The organism is Halostagnicola sp. A-GB9-2 (genome assembly GCF_030068615.1).
In the GTDB taxonomy this organism is placed as follows: domain Archaea; phylum Halobacteriota; class Halobacteria; order Halobacteriales; family Natrialbaceae; genus Halostagnicola.
Window position 1 is genome coordinate 84408 of record NZ_JASJOC010000011.1, and the last position, 16314, is coordinate 100721.

16 protein-coding genes and 1 pseudogene are annotated in these 16314 nt (G+C 58.9%); 8 read left to right on the forward strand and 9 right to left on the reverse strand.

Going from position 1 to position 16314, the window contains the following annotated elements; translation table 11 throughout:
• The first annotated feature begins 173 nt into the window (after positions 1 to 173).
• The 6 genes from QNM96_RS19170 (at position 174) to QNM96_RS19195 (ending at position 5847) form a co-directional block, all read left to right on the forward strand.
• A complete protein-coding gene (locus QNM96_RS19170; RefSeq protein WP_283838380.1) occupies positions 174 to 1520 on the forward strand; it encodes an MmgE/PrpD family protein in 1347 nt (448 codons plus the stop codon).
• 146 nt (positions 1521 to 1666) lie between these two features.
• On the forward strand, positions 1667 to 2491 hold the full coding sequence (locus tag QNM96_RS19175) for a phosphosulfolactate synthase (RefSeq protein ID WP_283838381.1): 825 nt from the start codon (positions 1667 to 1669) through the stop codon (positions 2489 to 2491).
• Between the two features lie 170 nt (positions 2492 to 2661).
• A complete protein-coding gene (locus QNM96_RS19180) occupies positions 2662 to 4104 on the forward strand; it encodes a M14 family zinc carboxypeptidase (protein ID WP_283838383.1) in 1443 nt (480 codons plus the stop codon).
• 5 nt (positions 4105 to 4109) lie between these two features.
• A complete protein-coding gene (locus QNM96_RS19185) occupies positions 4110 to 4763 on the forward strand; it encodes a hypothetical protein (protein ID WP_283838384.1) in 654 nt (217 codons plus the stop codon).
• A complete protein-coding gene (locus QNM96_RS19190) occupies positions 4760 to 5092 on the forward strand; it encodes a hypothetical protein (protein ID WP_283838385.1) in 333 nt (110 codons plus the stop codon). Before QNM96_RS19185 ends, QNM96_RS19190 begins: the two co-directional genes overlap by 4 nt.
• 197 nt (positions 5093 to 5289) lie before the next feature.
• Positions 5290 to 5847 (forward strand): sugar O-acetyltransferase, encoded by a 558-nt coding sequence (locus QNM96_RS19195; protein ID WP_283838386.1) that lies wholly within the window; start codon positions 5290 to 5292, stop codon positions 5845 to 5847.
• Positions 5848 to 5896: 49 nt separating this feature from the next.
• Here the strand turns inward: QNM96_RS19195 and QNM96_RS19200 are convergent, their stop codons facing one another.
• The 5 genes from QNM96_RS19200 to QNM96_RS19220 form a co-directional block, all read right to left on the reverse strand.
• Positions 5897 to 6310, reverse strand: a complete 414-nt coding sequence (locus QNM96_RS19200) for a nuclear transport factor 2 family protein (RefSeq protein ID WP_283838388.1) — start codon at positions 6308 to 6310, stop codon at positions 5897 to 5899.
• Between the two features lie 177 nt (positions 6311 to 6487).
• Complete coding sequence (locus QNM96_RS19205) at positions 6488 to 6679, reverse strand: hypothetical protein (RefSeq protein ID WP_283838390.1); 192 nt, start codon at positions 6677 to 6679, stop codon at positions 6488 to 6490.
• Between the two features lie 20 nt (positions 6680 to 6699).
• Positions 6700 to 7389: a class I SAM-dependent methyltransferase gene (locus tag QNM96_RS19210; protein ID WP_283838391.1), complete on the reverse strand. Its 690-nt coding sequence runs from the start codon at positions 7387 to 7389 to the stop codon at positions 6700 to 6702.
• 186 nt (positions 7390 to 7575) lie between these two features.
• Complete coding sequence (locus QNM96_RS19215) at positions 7576 to 7917, reverse strand: DUF6176 family protein (RefSeq protein ID WP_283838393.1); 342 nt, start codon at positions 7915 to 7917, stop codon at positions 7576 to 7578.
• 397 nt (positions 7918 to 8314) lie between these two features.
• A complete protein-coding gene (locus tag QNM96_RS19220; protein WP_283838394.1) occupies positions 8315 to 9574 on the reverse strand; it encodes a magnesium transporter in 1260 nt (419 codons plus the stop codon).
• Between the two features lie 374 nt (positions 9575 to 9948).
• On the opposite strand from QNM96_RS19220, the gene QNM96_RS19225 reads away from it, so the two are divergent.
• Positions 9949 to 11148 carry an alpha/beta hydrolase gene (locus QNM96_RS19225; RefSeq protein ID WP_283838395.1) on the forward strand — a complete coding sequence of 400 codons (1200 nt, stop codon included), beginning with the start codon at positions 9949 to 9951 and terminating at the stop codon, positions 11146 to 11148.
• A gap of 101 nt (positions 11149 to 11249) precedes the next feature.
• On the opposite strand, the gene QNM96_RS19230 is transcribed toward QNM96_RS19225, so the two are convergent.
• Positions 11250 to 12233: a diacylglycerol kinase family protein gene (locus QNM96_RS19230; protein ID WP_283838405.1), complete on the reverse strand. Its 984-nt coding sequence runs from the start codon at positions 12231 to 12233 to the stop codon at positions 11250 to 11252.
• 237 nt (positions 12234 to 12470) lie between these two features.
• On the opposite strand from QNM96_RS19230, the pseudogene QNM96_RS19235 reads away from it, so the two are divergent.
• A pseudogene (locus QNM96_RS19235) lies at positions 12471 to 13291 on the forward strand (IS5 family transposase).
• Positions 13292 to 13318: 27 nt separating this feature from the next.
• Here QNM96_RS19235 and QNM96_RS19240 read toward each other — a convergent pair.
• The 3 genes from QNM96_RS19240 to QNM96_RS19250 all read right to left on the reverse strand — a co-directional run bounded on the left by QNM96_RS19240 (position 13319) and on the right by QNM96_RS19250 (position 15854).
• Positions 13319 to 13771, reverse strand: a complete 453-nt coding sequence (locus QNM96_RS19240; protein WP_283838396.1) for a DUF5518 domain-containing protein — start codon at positions 13769 to 13771, stop codon at positions 13319 to 13321.
• 464 nt (positions 13772 to 14235) lie between these two features.
• Positions 14236 to 14379 (reverse strand): hypothetical protein, encoded by a 144-nt coding sequence (locus QNM96_RS19245; RefSeq protein ID WP_283838397.1) that lies wholly within the window; start codon positions 14377 to 14379, stop codon positions 14236 to 14238.
• Positions 14380 to 14510: 131 nt separating this feature from the next.
• Positions 14511 to 15854: a metallophosphoesterase gene (locus QNM96_RS19250; RefSeq protein ID WP_283838399.1), complete on the reverse strand. Its 1344-nt coding sequence runs from the start codon at positions 15852 to 15854 to the stop codon at positions 14511 to 14513.
• Positions 15855 to 16314 lie beyond the last annotated feature (460 nt).

A 16314-nucleotide genomic window follows, 5' to 3' on the forward strand; every position in this document is an offset into this window, starting at 1 on the left:
CTGCGACGGCAGGGGTCGTAGCCGGGCGGTCGACTCGCGAAGCGGCGCCGACTCGCTATCGGATCTCGAGGATATTCGCCTCTCGCTGGTTCACGTCCACCGTCCGAATCGTCTTCGATCGGTTGCACCGACTACGCCAAAACGTTTGGCGCTACCGGTGGAAGCGGATTCCTATGACGACGCTCGAGATCGCGGAATTCGTCCAGGAGACCGAATACGACGACCTCTCGGCGGAAACGCGGGATGCGCTGAAACGTCGCGTCCTCGATTCGGTCGGTATCGCCGTCGCCGCCGAGGCCGCCAACCCCACGCAGGTGGTGTTTCGAACCGTCCGGGAACTCGAGGCGGGCGGCGAGTGCACGCTCTGGGGTCGCGACGCCAGCGCCTCGCCGGTACAGGCGGCGATGCACAACACGGCGCTGGTTCGCTATCTCGATTATATGGATTCGTTTCTGGCGCCGAGGGAGACCCCGCACCCGAGCGACAACCTGGGAGCCGTCATCGCCGCCGGGGAGTACGCCGATCGATCGGGCGAGGCGTTGCTCTCCGCGCTTGCGATCGCCTACGAGATTCAGGCCGAACTCGCGTGGAAGGCCCCCGTTCGAGACCGGGGATTCGACCACGTCACCCACACCGTCGTTTCGGCGGCGGCCGGCGCAGCGAAACTCCTCGACCTCGATCTCGAGGAGACCCGCGACGCAATCGGTATCGCGGGGACCGGCCACAACGCCCTGCGGGTGACTCGAACGGGCGGCATCAACGAGTGGAAAGGAATAGCGTCGGCGAACGCGGCGCGAAACGCGGTTTACGCCGCGGTGCTCGCGAAAAACGGGATGGACGGACCTCGAAACCTCTTCGAGGGTCAGAAGGGGTGGAAGGACGTGATATCGGGACCGTTCGACCTCGAGCTGACGCCGGGCGAACGCGTTCACGACGCGATGAGCAAACGTTACGTCGCGGAGACGTACGCCCAGTCCGCCGTCGAAGGGGTAATCGAACTGGCCGAGCGCGAGGATCTCGACCCGGACGACGTCGCGGGGATCAAACTCGAGACCTTCGGCGGCGCGAAGCTCATCATCGGCGGCGGCGAAGGGAACCGGTACGAGGTCGAAAATAGGGCACAGGCGGACCACTCGCTCCCGTACATGCTCGCGGCGGCGCTGATCGATCGCGAACTGTCGCTCGAGCAGTACGAACCGGAGCGCATCCGGCGCGACGACGTCCAGCAGCTGCTGCGCATCGTTGACGTGAGCGAGGACCGGGACCTCACCGACCGGTTCGAAGACGGCGAAATGCCGGCGGTGATCGATGTCGCGATGGACGACGGAACCACGTATCGGGTCGAAAAGGAGGCGTTCCGGGGTCATCCGCTCGATCCCCTCGGTTGGGACGATCTGGAGGAGAAGTTCGACGCGATTACGGACGGGAACCTCACGGACGAGCGCCGCGACGACCTCGTCGAGACGATCGAAACGCTCGAATCTCGCGACGTCTCGGAGCTGACGGCCCTGCTTGCGTGACCTGCCGAACCGGTTGCACGAGCTGAGCACCTTGCCGTAGGACCCGTTCTCGGTCGTCCACCGCAGGATCGATCCGCTGGTCGGCCATACTCGAACGAATCCGAGGGCGTGTTAGCATTTTGGCCCTGCTCGTGGAGACCGGTCGTATGTCCGATCGCGCATTCGACTTCCTGCACGTCAACGAACGCGAGGAAAAGCCCCGCAAGAGCGGTATCACCGAAATCCGCGGGCCGTACTACGATCCGATGGGATCGCGCGAACTACGGGACATTCTCGAGACCATGGGAGAGTACGTTGACATCTACAAGTTCTCCGGCGGTTCGTTCGCGCTGATGCCCGAAACGGCCGTGACGGAGCTGATCGAAGTCTGTCACGAACACGACGTGTTGGTTTCGACGGGTGGGTTCGTCGAGCACGTCCTGATCCGAGATTACGATCAGGTCGAGCGGTACGTCGAGGAGGCGGGAGACCTCGGGTTCGACGTCGTTGAGGTATCGAGCGGTTTCCTCGCGATCGACGTCGAGGACATGGTCGCGCTGACCGAACTCGTCCAGGATCACGGGATGAAGGCCAAACCTGAAATAAACGTGCAGTTCGGAGCCGGCGGCGCCTCGAGCGTCGAAGAACTCGAGTCCGAGTCGGCGATCGATCCGACGAGCGCGATCGAGGAGGGCGAACGCCACCTCGAGGCCGGAGCGTACAAGGTCATGGTCGAATCCGAGGGGATCACCGAGCGGGTCCGCGAGTGGCGGACCGATGTCGCGTTCGAAATCGCGGACGGGCTCGGGGTCGAAAACTGCGTCTTCGAAGCGGCCGACCCCGAGGTATTCGAGTGGTACCTAAAGCAGTTCGGCCCGAAGGTGAACCTCTTCGTCGACAACTCCCAGATCGTCGAACTCGAGTGCATGCGATCGGGGCTCTGGGGAAAAAAGTCGACGTGGGGTCGGATCGCGAGTTACGATCGAGACTGATCGTCCCGAGCGCTCTCCGTGGCACCGTTCGAACGATACGACTCGTGCTTCGCAGTCCTCGCGCACGGTGATCCGCCGCGAACACTGTGCATATCCACCTTTGTTCTCCCTCGGTGAATCTCGTCGAAAACGACATGATGAGGATCGATGTGTTGATCCAATGATGGCAAATGTCAACAGATAACTCGAAGCGTGACGCGGAAGTCGATCACGTTGAGTACGGAACCGTCGAGCACGCCGATCCGGGTTCGGCGAGCGACGACACGTGGGACACCGTTGAGGCGGACAGCGCGACGGTCGCGTTCGACTGGGGCTTCGAGGAACCGCCAGCGGTCGTTATCGAACCCACCGAAGAAACATCGGTCGGCCTCCACCGGGCGATCAACGTCTCCGCGACCGGCTTCGAGACCCGGTGGATGGTCTACGGCACCGAATCGACTGCCGTCGACGGTCACTGGGCGGCGTTCGGCGAGGCCGGTCAGAGTCGCGGTCACGAACCAAGTGCGAGCGAGATACACGTTAGGCCGGGCGGTCCATGGCCGACCGAAACCCAGCAGCTGAACATCAACTCGCTGCACGATTACGAGCAACTCGAGCGCACACTCGAGCGGATCGAACGCAAGGGGAACGGCCGGGTGACCGTCGAGTCAGCGGGCGAGTCGAACGAGGGTCGAGACCTTTATCTCGCGACCGTCGGCAACGGTGACACGGATGTCTTCCTCTTCGCCGAGCAACACGCCGACGAGGCGACCGGCTGCGAGGCCTTGTTGAATCTGCTCGAGGAGCTCGCCGCAGGCGGACAGTGGAGTGACCTGCTCGAGGAGCTCACCCTCCACGTGATGCCGCGGGCGAACCCGGACGGCGTCGAGTACGGGGAGCTTCGCCACCGGTTCAACGTCGATCCGGACGCACCCGCCAGGGACGAATCAGCCGGAATCTACACCGATTACGACGGCGCGGGAGTTGGCTGGGATGTCAACCGATACCACTGGTTTGACTGGACCGAGAGCGAACTGTATCAGAACTATCCTGAGGAGTATCCCGAAAATCCCGTCCCCGAAGCGCAGATCCTCGTGGACACGATCGAGGCAATTGACCCGCTCTGGGTCGCCGACTTCCACAATCAGTACCACTACGTCAGCGACGAGGGCGAGAACATCACCGGTTCGATTTACTGGCCGACGGCTTCGGGGGCCGACCCCGACGCACAGGACCTTTCGAAACAGCTCTGCCGTGGTATCTACGATGATGTCGACTCGCAGGGCAACACGACGCTCACCCAGTTCCCCGGCGGCGACACTCGCGGGATCGCCCGCAACAGTTACGGCGAACGGGGAATCGGCTGCGTGCTGATCGAGATGCGCGGCCAGACTGACGAGTTCGGCCAGAAATCCGGTGGCCAACTCATCAGGACCGCTTACGAGATGGCGGTGAGCATGCTCGAGCGAACCGCCGATGAGTCCGTCTTCGACGTCGATCCGGCCGCGGTCGAGGAGATTCCCGAACGCGGCGAACGACATCAACGGACGTTCCACCCGTCCGAAGAACTGGCCGCCGAACTCGAGGAATCGGAAACCGAACTGGACGATGACCATTTCGAGTGTACCTGCTAACTACCATGACTAACGACACTGAACATACGGCTACCCCCTCAGAACGTCCGACTACCACCACTGAATCGACGACGGACGAACCACAACCGGCTGGCGACCTCAGGGAGGCCACGGAAGGTCGCCCTCCATTCGATCCGCGATTGGCTGAGATCACAGGCAAGCCTGGCTCGAGCGATCAGAGCCGATCCCCGAACGGCGTCCAGTCGCCGACTTCGGCAATCGCCCCGACAGCCGAATCGGGATTCGGTCTCCCTCTCGAACGACGTCATGTGATCGCGAGCGCTCTCGCAGCGCTCGGTATCGCCAGCGTGGGCAGCGCTCAGGCCAGACACGGAAACAACGGACAAGGAAATGGACAGGGCCAGGGGCGTGGACAGGGCGATATCGACGTCAAAAGGGGAATCGTCTCCCACGAGAGTCCGGGTGCGGCAGACGACGGCACCTGGAACACGTACGAAGTCGACCAGCAGTCGGTGAATTTCGAGGACTCCTTCGAGGCCCCGCCAATCGTCTTCATCGGCTCGACCAGCTACACTACCATCGGGATTTTCCGGGCGATCGACGTGACGGAGCACGGGTTCGAATCCCGATGGATGGTCTACCAGAGTAATTCGTTCGCCGCGCCGGACGCCCAATGGGTCGCAGTTGGTCTATCATGAACGTCGAACGACGCGAGATCACGAGCTCGAGTGATCCCACGGACGACCATCCCTGGTACGAACTCTCGGTCGACGAAGAGACTGGGACATTACGGATCGTCGACGAATCCGATGGCGGCCTGACGGCGACAATTTCGAACGGTGAGGAGACGATCGGCTCCGGGAGCGACCTCAGCCCCGACGGTGATCGAATCTGGGCGCTAACTGAGGAGGGAGAATTACTCTCCTACAGTCCATCTGCGACCGAGGTGCCACCGCTTCGCGCTCATCTCGCCTGGTACCATGAGTCGACGGATACGCTCGAAGTGCTCGAGTTCGTCGAACCGTAATCCCTGACGTTTGGAGTGTCGGTCGCTTTTATTTTTAGCCCCTCGGACGGGCGAGACTGCAGGAATCTCCGGACCTGTACGATTCTTTCGTGACAGCTGACGGTTGCTCCTCGGTTCTGATAGCGACACAAAAGCCTCGGAGTACTCGAGATGCTCGCAACAGAACCCGTATTAGAGTGGCGACTACTCTCGAAACTATGGCGAGTGAACGAGAGAAAATGGTGAACGGGGAGTTGTACGATCCTGATGATCCGCAATTAGTTGCCCGCCGGCGGGAGACAAGAGAGCTTACCGAGGAATACAATGAAACGCCAGTGTCCGACGAAGCACAACGTACGGCGCTTGTGAACGAACTGTTCGGCTCCGTCGGGGACGATGTGTACCTCGAGCCGCCGTTTCGCTGTGACTATGGCTTCAACATTCACGTCGGTGACGACTTCTACACGAATTTCGAGTGTGTCATTTTGGACGCCTGCCCGGTTACGATCGGGGACGACTGCATGCTCGGTCCTGGTGTCCATATCTACACCGCGACGCATCCACTCGAGGCAGCCGAACGAGTGAAAGGCCCCGAATACGGAAAACCAGTGACGATCGGCGATAATGTCTGGATCGGCGGTCGAGCGGTTCTCAACCCCGGCGTGACCATCGGGGACGGAGCAGTAATAGGATCCGGTGCGGTCGTCACCGAGGACGTTCCCGAAAACGTCGTCGTTCAGGGCAATCCTGCAGAAATCATCAAGGAAGTAGTGTAAATAAACCGGACCGCTGGAGCGTACTTCTCACCTGACGGTTGTCCAGCGGCTAGTTAGTCTCTTCACCCGCGTAAATTTCTTCCCAGCTCACGTCCGCGGATCGCTGAACGGGCTCGAGGTAGATCCTCCCCCGTCGAATCCGGCCGTCAGGGATACTCTTGATAACGACGCCCCGGACGTTCAGTTCGTCGCCGTCGGTTTGGGTCCCTTGCATCCGCATTTCGATCCAGGCCGTCTCGCCAGCAACCGTCGTTCGCGGAAACTCGACTGACAGATCGGGGGTCGTCTCGAACATCTGTATCCAGTTCTTTCGAACCTGTTCGCGGCCGGTAAACGAACGTTCGGGATGTGCCGGCGTTTCGCTCCGGTAGTCCTCGTGGAAACACGAGAGCAACGTCTCGAGGTCGTGGTTGTTCATCGCCCGCAGAAACCGATCCACGATGTCTTTGGTAGTTTGTTCCACGCTCTTTCATCCGTCGGCGGCGGCGATAAACCCGTAGTTAGAAGACGGTGGACTGTTCCGAAAACCGGCCGATTCAGCCTCTGACGCGACCGATAGACACTTCCACGAAGAGCGAACATGTCGACCGTGACGGTTGCGAAACCGCCGTGGGAAATTCGAGTCGGGTCCGGATGACGGTCATATCGACCGATCCCCGGCATCGGATGTTACGTAGTCGAGAACAACCATGACAATAAAATAGAGAATCGCAACAGCGAAGATGAAGCCCCAGTTGATGGCACCCTGCCAGTACTGAAACACGCTGAGAACGAGCACGACGATACCAGCACCGATCAGGTGGCGTTGCAGGCGTAGCGAAGATGCGTCCATATTCAATGATATGTTGGTGCTCAAATAAAACTATCCTCACCGGTTCGTGGTCGTTCCGCCCGGAGCGTAAACACGGTCCCGTGCATGTACGTACTGAACTGGTCGTATCCCCCGAAGACGTCAGTTATCACCTGTGGGACGTGCTCGTCCGAGTTCCAATTCGCGTACCACCGAAGGAATCGTCGCAACAACGGATTGAGCGCTTTTGCGGGTCCGGACTGAAACTCCTGCAGGTCGAGGACCCCCATCGTTCCACCCGGTTCGAGTGCCGCGTAGACGTTTTGAACCGTTCGCTCGACATCGGGCATGACGCTCAGGGAGAGCGTCGCAACGACCGCGTCGTAGGGGCCGCCCAGATCGGCGGTCGTCGCGTCGGCGTGGATCACTTCGACGTTCTCCCAGCCGCTTTCTTGGACTCGCCGGTTCGCCTTCTCGACCATCGCCGGGCTGTAATCGATCGCCAGTAGCCTGCCGTCTTCGCCGATAGCGTTCCGAATTAGACCGAAATTGACGCCCGGCCCACAACCGACCTCGAGGACGGTATCTCCCTCGCTGATCTCGAGGTCCGCGATCAGTTCTTCGCGGATCGGCTCGAAATCGCGTTCGCTCATCCCGTACCAGTTACTCCATCGGTTCCAGACGGATTCACTGCGCGCTAAATGGTCCTCGTATTCCGTTTCGGCTTCCGGCTGGCGGTCGATTTCCGTCATCGGTGCGGCCTCGAATTCGACGAGTTTCGGACGATTGTGTGGTATACTGCCGGCTGTAACTATATGAAGGTTCTCGTACACTCGAGGCGACGAGAATCGGAACGACTGACAGCCGACAGTATCAAGAACTGCTCGGATCCTGCTCCGTTCAGGACAATTCCGTCGACGAACTCTCTCTTGTCCGAACTACCGGTTCGGGTTTGCCAGGTGATAGAGCGGTTCGAAATCACCGGCGTTCTCTCCGTCCTCGAGACAGTTCCGCATGACCTTTTTGTGTTTGGTATCGATTTCGTGGGTCGATTCCTCGAAGGTTTTCCAGACCTGTTCGAGGTCTTCGGCCTCGATGTATGTCACGAGGAACGTCCCGTCGGGCGTTTCCTCGAGAAACGCCGTCTCCGTGTACACTCCTTCATTTTGGAGCGTTTCGAGGGCCGCTCCACTTCGGTCTCGCACCGTTTCCATCCAGTCTTTTAGCTGATCGACTTCTTTCGGATCGACCTTCTGTTTGAGCAGGGTTGCCTCCGTCATAGGGGTGGGTTCCTGTGGAAGCTACATAAGCGCCAGTGCGCACGTCCCCTCCGTTTCACTCACCCGTCGATTGCTCGACGGAACTGGTTAGTTTGTCCAGGAGTTGGCTCTTCCACCTCGAGTCCGTCTCGATTCGACGTTTCAAATTCCACTGTCTATAGCCACCTCCGTTCTCTTCGAGTGAATCTCTTAGAGCCGATACTATCTCGCACGTTGTCCGTTTATCCGAATGATTCGTGGTGATAAATGACCCGAATTCGGAAACCGGAATCGACCACGTCGAGTGCGGCACCGTCGAACGCGGTGATCCGGGTCCAGAGCGCGACGACACGGGTGACACCGTCGAGGCCGATCGTGCGAGCGTCGCGTTCGACTGGGGCTTCCACGACCTGTGCGCTTACAACAGAATTGCCTGCGCTAATCCGAGGAATACGAAAAAGCCCAACACGTCAGTCGCCGTGGTGATAAAGATCGTCGCAGAAGTGGCCGGATCGTACCCGATCCGGTCGAGTAATAGCGGGGTGATCGCACCGAAGAAGCCCGCGATCACCAGGTTTGCAACCATCGAAACACCGATAACTGCACCGAGTAGGATACCGAACTCTCCGTAGGAGAAGGCGATAGCGATGATAGCGACAAGCGCCCCCGTAATGAGCCCGTTGATGGCTCCTGCGACAACCTCGTTGACGACGACGCGCTTTCCGGTGTTGAGCGAAACCTCGTCCAGGGAGATCCCCCGAACGGTGACTGCCATCGCCTGCGTTCCGGCATTTCCCCCCATCCCTGCGACGACCGGCATGTACGCGGCCAGTATGGCGACGGCGGCGATGGTCGACTCGAACAACCCGACGACCGCTGCAGCCATAAACGCTGTACCGAGGTTGAGAATTAGCCATTTGTACCGCCTCCGCACTTTCTCGGCGGGGCTGTCGAGTACGCTCTCTTCCTCGGCGACGCCGGAAAACTCGTAGAGTGTTTCGCCCCGCGCCTCTTCGATCATCATCAGCAGGTCGTCGGCGTGGATCACGCCGAGAATATCGTCCTCCTCGTCGAGGACTGCGACGGTTCGCTCGCGGTTCTCCCGGAACACCTCGAGCACCGCTTCGTCGTCGCGGTCATACCGGATGTGTGGTGTCTCTTGAATGTAGTCGGTAATCGTCTCTCTTTCCCGGTCAGCCACCGAGAGCGCCGCGCCCGGGAGTTCGCCGAGGAGTTTGTTCTCATCGGTGATGAAAATCGTCGGTACTCGACCTGTACGATCTTCGAAGCGACGAACGCGCTCGGTCACTTCGTCGAATTCTCGAGATCCGTCGACGGTGACGAAATCAAGGTTCATCAACCCTGCCGCACTTTCAGGGTTGAACGACAGCAGAAAATCGATTTTCTCGCGCCGCTCGCTATCGAGGGTGGCGAGTACGGTCTCGCGGGCCTCTTCATCGACATGCTCGAGGACATCCGTCACTTCGTCCGGATCGAGCCGAGTAACAAACGTGTTTAATTGCGAACGGCTCATATCGGCAACGACTCTCTTCCGAACGTCTTCGGGGAGCGCGAAAAACAGATCGCGCCACTCGTTTCGCGGTAGATCGGTGAACGAATCAGAGGGATCCGGAGATGTTGCGATACTCTCCCGGATATCCCTCAGCTGACTGGGCATACGTTGAAACCACAAGTGCGACACTTGATTGTACCGGGACTATCGCGACCGTTGATACCCATTATTCGCTGATAAGTCTTGCAGGGACGACCGTCAGGCCTCGGTAGTGCGTTGGAACTCGGTTCGTTAGAAAGAACATACGCGCCAATCACCGGTAGGGCGATACCGTCTTTGCCGAACGTACCACTGTGTGTTCATTGGACACTGTTTAGACGGTTTAAACGTTCCACCACGAGTTGCGTTGCGCGGTTTGACGACTGCGCTCGAGCCGAGATTTTGCGATAACGTCTTCACCTCTCTCCCGGTTATGACTGCCAGACGGGGAACCGATGTCGGTACGTCGGCTTTATTGTCAATGTCGTAGTCCGACTGCTATGTCTCCCGACTACTTCGAGGGTGAGTTCGAGGGCCAACTCGAGCGTGCGCTCGGAAAAGTCTACTACGGCTGTGCGGACGTCGGCGAGTGTTTCGCGACCGCCGATCGAATCGATGGGGGCGACTACGACAGCTGGTACGACGAGTGGTTCGCGACGGCCGAAACGGTCGAGAACCGCGCACACGGCTCGCGCGAGGACAACCATCTGGTAAGCGCTCGAGAGTCGTTTCTTCGCGCGACCGAGTACTACCGATCGGCGTACTACTTCCGCAGACACGATCTCGACGATCCGGATCTGCACGAGGCCTGGCGTCGCCAGCGCGAGTGTTTCCGAGCGGCGGCTTCGTTGCTCGACCATCCTTCCGAAGTCGTTGATATCCCGTTCGAGGGGACGACGCTCTCGGGCTATCTGTTCGCGCCGGACGCCACGGGAGCAGTACGGCCCACGATAATCGGTTTTCCGGGCTACGATTCGCCCGTCGAGGAGTCCTATCCGATGCTCGCGAAGGCGGCCCTCTCTCGGGGCTACAACTGCCTCATCTTCGAGGGACCCGGACAGGGAGGTACGCTGTACGAGAAACGCCTCTTCTTCTGCCCGGAGTACGAAACCGTTCTCGCCCCCGTCGTCGACTACGCCGTCCGGCGGCCGGAAGTCGATTCGTCTCGAGTCGCGCTGGTCGGACGAAGCTTCGGAGGTTACCTCGCGGCGCGAGCGGCCACGGGCGAACACCGCCTCGCCGCGCTCGTCGTCGACCCCGGAATCCACGATCTCGGCTCCCTCTCGCTACAGCTGGTCCCCGAGGAGCGACGGGAGGCCGTCCTCGAGGGAGATCTTGACGCCGACGAGGCGCTCGACCAACAGCTCGAGGACCCACAGGGACTGGAATTCTTTGGGGCGCGGATGGCCGCCCACGACATCGATTCGCTCGGCGAGTACGTCCGCGAGTTGCAGGCGTACACGCTCGAAGGGCGCACCGATGCGATCCGGTGTCCCACGCTCGTTACCGACAACGAGTCCGATCGGCTCGCCGTCCAATCGAAGGAACTCGCGGAGATGCTTACGGCCCCGACGCGATACGTCGAGTTCACCGACGCCGAAGGTGCTGGCGGGCACTGCGAGAGCATGGCCCAATCGCTGTTTCACCGGCGAACGTTCGACTGGCTGAACGAGACGCTCGGCCGGACGACGGGTGCCTAGAATCGCCGAACTCGAGCCAGTCGACGCTCGCATCAGTTGTCTCGAGCCGATTTCGCAGACGATTGCTACACGGTGACTGCGACTACCCACGTCGAAACGCGTTACGCTTCGTCGCTGTCGGGGTTCGGATCGTAGCCATCACCAACGATCACTCGAAGCGCGCCACAATCCGTCTCGAGGTTCACACGTTCGGACTTGAGGGTTTCGCCGTCGAGACTGTACGTGACCGGCGAGTCGTCGAGGGACTCGATCGTCAACGCGCTCGCGCGGAGGCGGACGATGTGTTCGGCGTCGCGGCCGAACATCCCCTCGAGCATCGCATCGCCGAGCAGGTCGACGGCTGAGGCGTCCTCGACTACCGTCACTTCGAGTAGCCCGTCCTCCGCGTTTCCCTGAGCGGTTCGGGCGCTGGTAAACCGCCTGGCATTTCCGACGAGGACGAATGCGGCGTCGCCCTCCCAGGTTTGAGCCACCGATTCGTCGCGCGGTTCTGCGTTCGGATCCGTACGCGGGATCGTCGATTCGGACCCCGCGTCAGTTTCGACCCTGAGCGGAAGAGAGTCGAACGACCGGACGTTCTCAATCGTGCGGAACACGTACGCGAGCACGCCAAATTGGCGCTTTCCCGAGGATGTCGTCGCACCGCTCGCCTCGGCGGTAACACCGGCGACACAGGAGTTGACAAACGCCCGTTCCTCGGCCGTTCCGAGGTCGATCGTCCGCCGGCGGTCCCGTCGGATGACGTCGAAGGCGTGGTCGATACCCTCGACGCCGATATTCGTTGCGAAGTTGTTCCCCGTCCCCGCTGGAACGACGGCGACGGTCGTCGTCGAAAGCGCATCAGCCGCGTACATCCCGTTTACAACCTCGTTTACTGTTCCATCTCCTCCCGCCGCGGCGACGAGATCCGTCTCCGCCGCCGCCTTGCGGGCGATCCGCTTTGCGTCACCCTCGCCCTCGGTTGTCCGCACCTCGAACCCGTGGTCTTCGGCCAGTTCGACGACGGTGTCGACGTGATCCTCGCTCCCGCTGACCGGATTCAAGATCAGGAGTCGTCGTTCGCCCGCATTCACGGTGGTATCCACGACGGGAACGTACAAAAGGAGCTCCCTGGCGCTGGTCGAGATGTGCGACGATTCAACTCCCTCCTGCTCGAGCGCGCATGCGTTCGAGCGTGGCTTCTTCGGCACGAACTTCCGGCGACAACGATCGCCTCGCTACGGCTGTGAGGCGGATCCGATTCGACGACCGGACTGCGATTTGAACAGTGTGTCTCTGTTGAAATTCTTAGTGAGTTATGGATCCAGTCGGTAGTTTGAGTAATGCAGACCCTCCCAAAACCGCAGTTACTCCGGTTTGTCAAGGAAGCATTTCAGTTAGCGCAAGGTGCTGTGGCTCGATACTCATCGAAGTTCTCGAAACAACGCTACACACTCCATCAGCATATCGTTCTCCTGTGTCTCAACGTTCGGAAGGACACGACTTATCGAACATTTCTCGACGAACGTATTGAGATGCCTCGGATTCGGAGTCGATCAACCTCACCGAACTTCCTGCGCCGTCAACGCTGTGCAAAGCGTTCGATAGACTCGATATGGCAGTCTGGTGAGTGCCTCTCAATCACTCTATTGCACTGCTCCCGACCAACGATGTTGCGGGGATCGACGCCTTGGGCTTCGACCGCAGTCACGCCTCGAAGCACTACACGAAACGGGCGAAGTTGACGATTCAGCAGCTGAAAGTCGCGCTTTTAGTCGATACGAGAGCAAACGCGATCCTTGATCTCCACATCACAACGACCCGAAAACACGATACGCAGATCGCACCATCGCTCATCAACGGCAATCCATCTAAAATCTGAGCTTTGCTTGGAGACAAGAGGTACGACGATCAGCAGATTCGAGCGATGGCCCTCGAGAACGGGATTCGTCCACTCATCAAACACCGTGAGTTGTCCTCACTTCAGAAAGCGTGGAATGCTCGGTTGGATACTGAACTCTACGGCCAACGGAGCCAGAGCGAAACGGTGAGCTCTCGACTCAAGCGAAGATACGGTGCGTTCGTCCGTTCACGACCCTGGTGGATGCAGTTTCGTGAACTCGCCCTTGCGTCTATCGTCCACAATCTCGACCGAGCCCTCTAACGATCAGTACAGGTAGTATATAGCACGCTAAGTAGCGAGTTGTCCGTTCAATAGACGATAATCACCTATTTTTCCAGTGAGCCAATCTCCGAGTATCGCACCGACCATCCCTACCAGTACAGAAACTCCAATACTGACGACAGATATGAAAATAACAGCCATGATTTGAAAACCACTGAATCCTAGTGGCTGGCTCAATCCTGAGATGAACACAAGTAGGTCAAGGAACGGCCATAATACCGGCAGCGCAGCGACAAGCCCAGTTCGTTTCCCAATTTGACCGGCCTCTATCCCACGTCTATTGGCAAGGAATCCGACGAGTAAACCTGCGAAAAACACAGGAGAAACAGGGTGGCTGAAGTCGGGGTACGATTGCCAATAGAGGATGATTGTAAACAGAGTGGACGCGAGACCAGCAATGATTGCATATCGCCAAACTTCATCAGAGAGTGTCTCTGAGATAGTCTGAAGGCGACTCATAGCTGTTTATTTGAGATTATCTGATATAAGCCCGTTGCTCACTTCACACATGTAGTGTGCAGTAGATTCATGTAAATAAGTCTCTAAAGAAGAGGATTTCAACAGAGCCAGCGGTGTGTCTCCTCACAAGAGCGAGGATAAGTACAGACGCGTCTCAAACGAGTTCGTTCTACAGGCGGAGTAGACCGAGTGCCTCGGGGTCATACAGAAGAGGTACTCTTCCGTGACTGAACGGATCGGAGCGAAGCGGGAACATAACTCCCGCGAGGTCAGCGGGGACTTCGTCCCGCCAGAATTCGCGATGTCCGCGAACGCGAAGCGTTCGCTTGATGACGAGACACTCTGCGTCTCGAACCACTTGACCTCGAGGCGGTTCACCAGTATTTCCAGGGACATCGAGAACCGGTCATTCACCCGTAGAACAGAACGAATCCGATCCCCCAAGCGAAGCCGACGGCAGGGTTTCACCCGAGAACGCCAAAGAGGATCGATGCTGCGAACCCAGCCACGAGCATCGAGAGGAGAGCGAATACAGTGTATAGCCTTCCGGATACTCCGCTGGCCACTTCCTCTTCTCCCTTCTCGATGTCGATATGATCTGCGCCCATTCGCGCATACGCTCCATCGGGGCGACATATTATTGTTTCCGTTGGTACCCTCTCTGACAGATACAAATTTCCGTGTAATTTGAGCACCAGTTCGAAACATGCCGCCTCGGACCGCTTTCGGCGGCCTCCGTTCAGTCCACTTGCTCCCCTGTATCATCGGTTGGTTCCGATATTCCGTCGTTGACGACCGATCGCTCGGGGAGATCCGGTGCGGGTGCGCGACCGAGGGTGAGCAGTCGCTCGGTGAGTGTAATTTCGTCTCCGTGGGGATCGGGTTTTTGAATTTCTTCGTACTCGACGGCCACGCCGTCGGATTCGGCGCTGATACGAACGGCACAGAGCTGGTAGGACGGGTAGAAGACCGGCGGAAGTATCCCGGCGAAGACCTCCCGACGGTGCAGTCGTTTTAACCACGTGCCGGTGTTAACGAGCAATCTCCCCTCGAGTTCGGTCACTTTCGGCCGGTGGGTGTGTCCGTAGCAGAAAACCGCTGTTTCAGGCCGTTCGTCGAACACTTCTCGAGCGGCCTCTTTATACGGTTCATCGGGGTCAACGGTGAGTTCCGTTTCGAAAATCCCGAACCGATCGACGGTCTTCGTGACATCACGGAGAATAAAGTAGATAGGAACGCTTACAAGGAGGATCATGCCGGTAACCACCGTGTTGACAACGAGGAGAAAGTGAACAGCCTCGCCGGCCACTCCCAACTGGTCGAGAACCGCATCCGTCCGCTCGACCGGCATCGTCCAGACGCCAGCTACGTCCAGTCCGGCAAGTACCGCGATGAGTGCGCTGATATTGAACAACAACAGAAACGGGATCACGGCGTACCGCAAGAGTGGATTCATTTCGCGGTACAAATACTTCGAAACGAGCCAGCGAGGCACCCGATCGGTCGGGGTAACCGCCTGCACGTCTTTCAACCAGTTGTTCCGCCCTCGATCGGAGAGTTGCCCCGCCCGACTCGTTACGAGCGCGTTGTAGAAGTACCCCAGCGGCGTCTCGTAGGGGTTGCCGAAATCTTCGAACCGATTGTTGGGATCTTGCTGATGGCCGTGTTCGAACCAGATCGTTCGGTTCCCCACCGGCCGGGTGATCGACTCGGATCGGACCAGGTCGACGTTGTACTCGGCTAACCGCTTTACGTACTCGTCGTAGGCCGCCAGTTCGCTGTCGTGATTACCAGGCAACAGCGTGATGGGGATCGACTCTCCGGTCGCACGTAACTGTTCGAACAACGCCGGGTAGCGCTCGATTAGCAGGTCGAATTTCGCAGGGCCGTCGACCTGCGTGAACTCCCACAGCCCGAACATATCTCCGTTGATGAGTAACTCCGCGTCCTCGTCGGTCGTCTCGAGGCGTTCGAGGAACTCGAGCAGCTCCTCGAGGAAGTCGATCTCTCCTAGCTGTTCGTCGCCGCCGATGTGAAGGTCGCTGATCACGTAGTAAGTCGGCTCGCCAGCAGCGTCGCCCATGGGCGAAGACGTTCGACGCCGACACGTATAGAGTTGAGCTCCCCGTCTGAGGTAGGCTTCTTGTGGTAGATCCGTTTGCTGGCTACGAACCCGAAATCGCTTAGCCTCCGTTTCAGAGCTGGAAAGCCGAGTAATCGAATTAGGTTCCAGAGAACAGGTCTCTCCCGGATGCTGTCAGTCACCCTTAACCGTGGTACGTAATCCCCTTCTGCAACTGAATCGAGTCCCTTAAATGGAAGCCGTCGTTTTGGTTTGTTACGAAGCAAAAACCCCTATGCAAGATAGGCGGGGGACGATAATCACGCTCGCTGTCTATGAGCGTGTAACCTGCCACGGGGTGAGTAGCGATCTGGATCCTTTGTGGATCCATGACTCGGGTTGAATCGCGAACCGTGTCCCTTAAGTGGGAGACGGCGCTTTGATTTAATCCGAAGCAACGAACCGATGCACCACCCCGTGT

What these genes read in the sequence shown, in the direction of transcription:
- QNM96_RS19170 (WP_283838380.1), top strand. Translation starts at nt 174, where the DNA reads ATGACGACGCTCGAGATCGCGGAATTCGTCCAGGAGACCGAATACGAC.
- QNM96_RS19175 (WP_283838381.1), top strand. Translation starts at nt 1,667, where the DNA reads ATGTCCGATCGCGCATTCGACTTCCTGCACGTCAACGAACGCGAGGAA.
- QNM96_RS19180 (WP_283838383.1), top strand. Translation starts at nt 2,662, where the DNA reads ATGTCAACAGATAACTCGAAGCGTGACGCGGAAGTCGATCACGTTGAG.
- QNM96_RS19185 (WP_283838384.1), top strand. Translation starts at nt 4,110, where the DNA reads ATGACTAACGACACTGAACATACGGCTACCCCCTCAGAACGTCCGACT.
- QNM96_RS19190 (WP_283838385.1), top strand. Translation starts at nt 4,760, where the DNA reads ATGAACGTCGAACGACGCGAGATCACGAGCTCGAGTGATCCCACGGAC.
- QNM96_RS19195 (WP_283838386.1), top strand. Translation starts at nt 5,290, where the DNA reads ATGGCGAGTGAACGAGAGAAAATGGTGAACGGGGAGTTGTACGATCCT.
- QNM96_RS19205 (WP_283838390.1), bottom strand. Translation starts at nt 6,679, where the DNA reads ATGGACGCATCTTCGCTACGCCTGCAACGCCACCTGATCGGTGCTGGT.
- QNM96_RS19210 (WP_283838391.1), bottom strand. Translation starts at nt 7,389, where the DNA reads ATGACGGAAATCGACCGCCAGCCGGAAGCCGAAACGGAATACGAGGAC.
- QNM96_RS19215 (WP_283838393.1), bottom strand. Translation starts at nt 7,917, where the DNA reads ATGACGGAGGCAACCCTGCTCAAACAGAAGGTCGATCCGAAAGAAGTC.
- QNM96_RS19220 (WP_283838394.1), bottom strand. Translation starts at nt 9,574, where the DNA reads ATGCCCAGTCAGCTGAGGGATATCCGGGAGAGTATCGCAACATCTCCG.
- QNM96_RS19225 (WP_283838395.1), top strand. Translation starts at nt 9,949, where the DNA reads ATGTCTCCCGACTACTTCGAGGGTGAGTTCGAGGGCCAACTCGAGCGT.
- QNM96_RS19240 (WP_283838396.1), bottom strand. Translation starts at nt 13,771, where the DNA reads ATGAGTCGCCTTCAGACTATCTCAGAGACACTCTCTGATGAAGTTTGG.
- QNM96_RS19245 (WP_283838397.1), bottom strand. Translation starts at nt 14,379, where the DNA reads ATGGGCGCAGATCATATCGACATCGAGAAGGGAGAAGAGGAAGTGGCC.
- QNM96_RS19250 (WP_283838399.1), bottom strand. Translation starts at nt 15,854, where the DNA reads ATGGGCGACGCTGCTGGCGAGCCGACTTACTACGTGATCAGCGACCTT.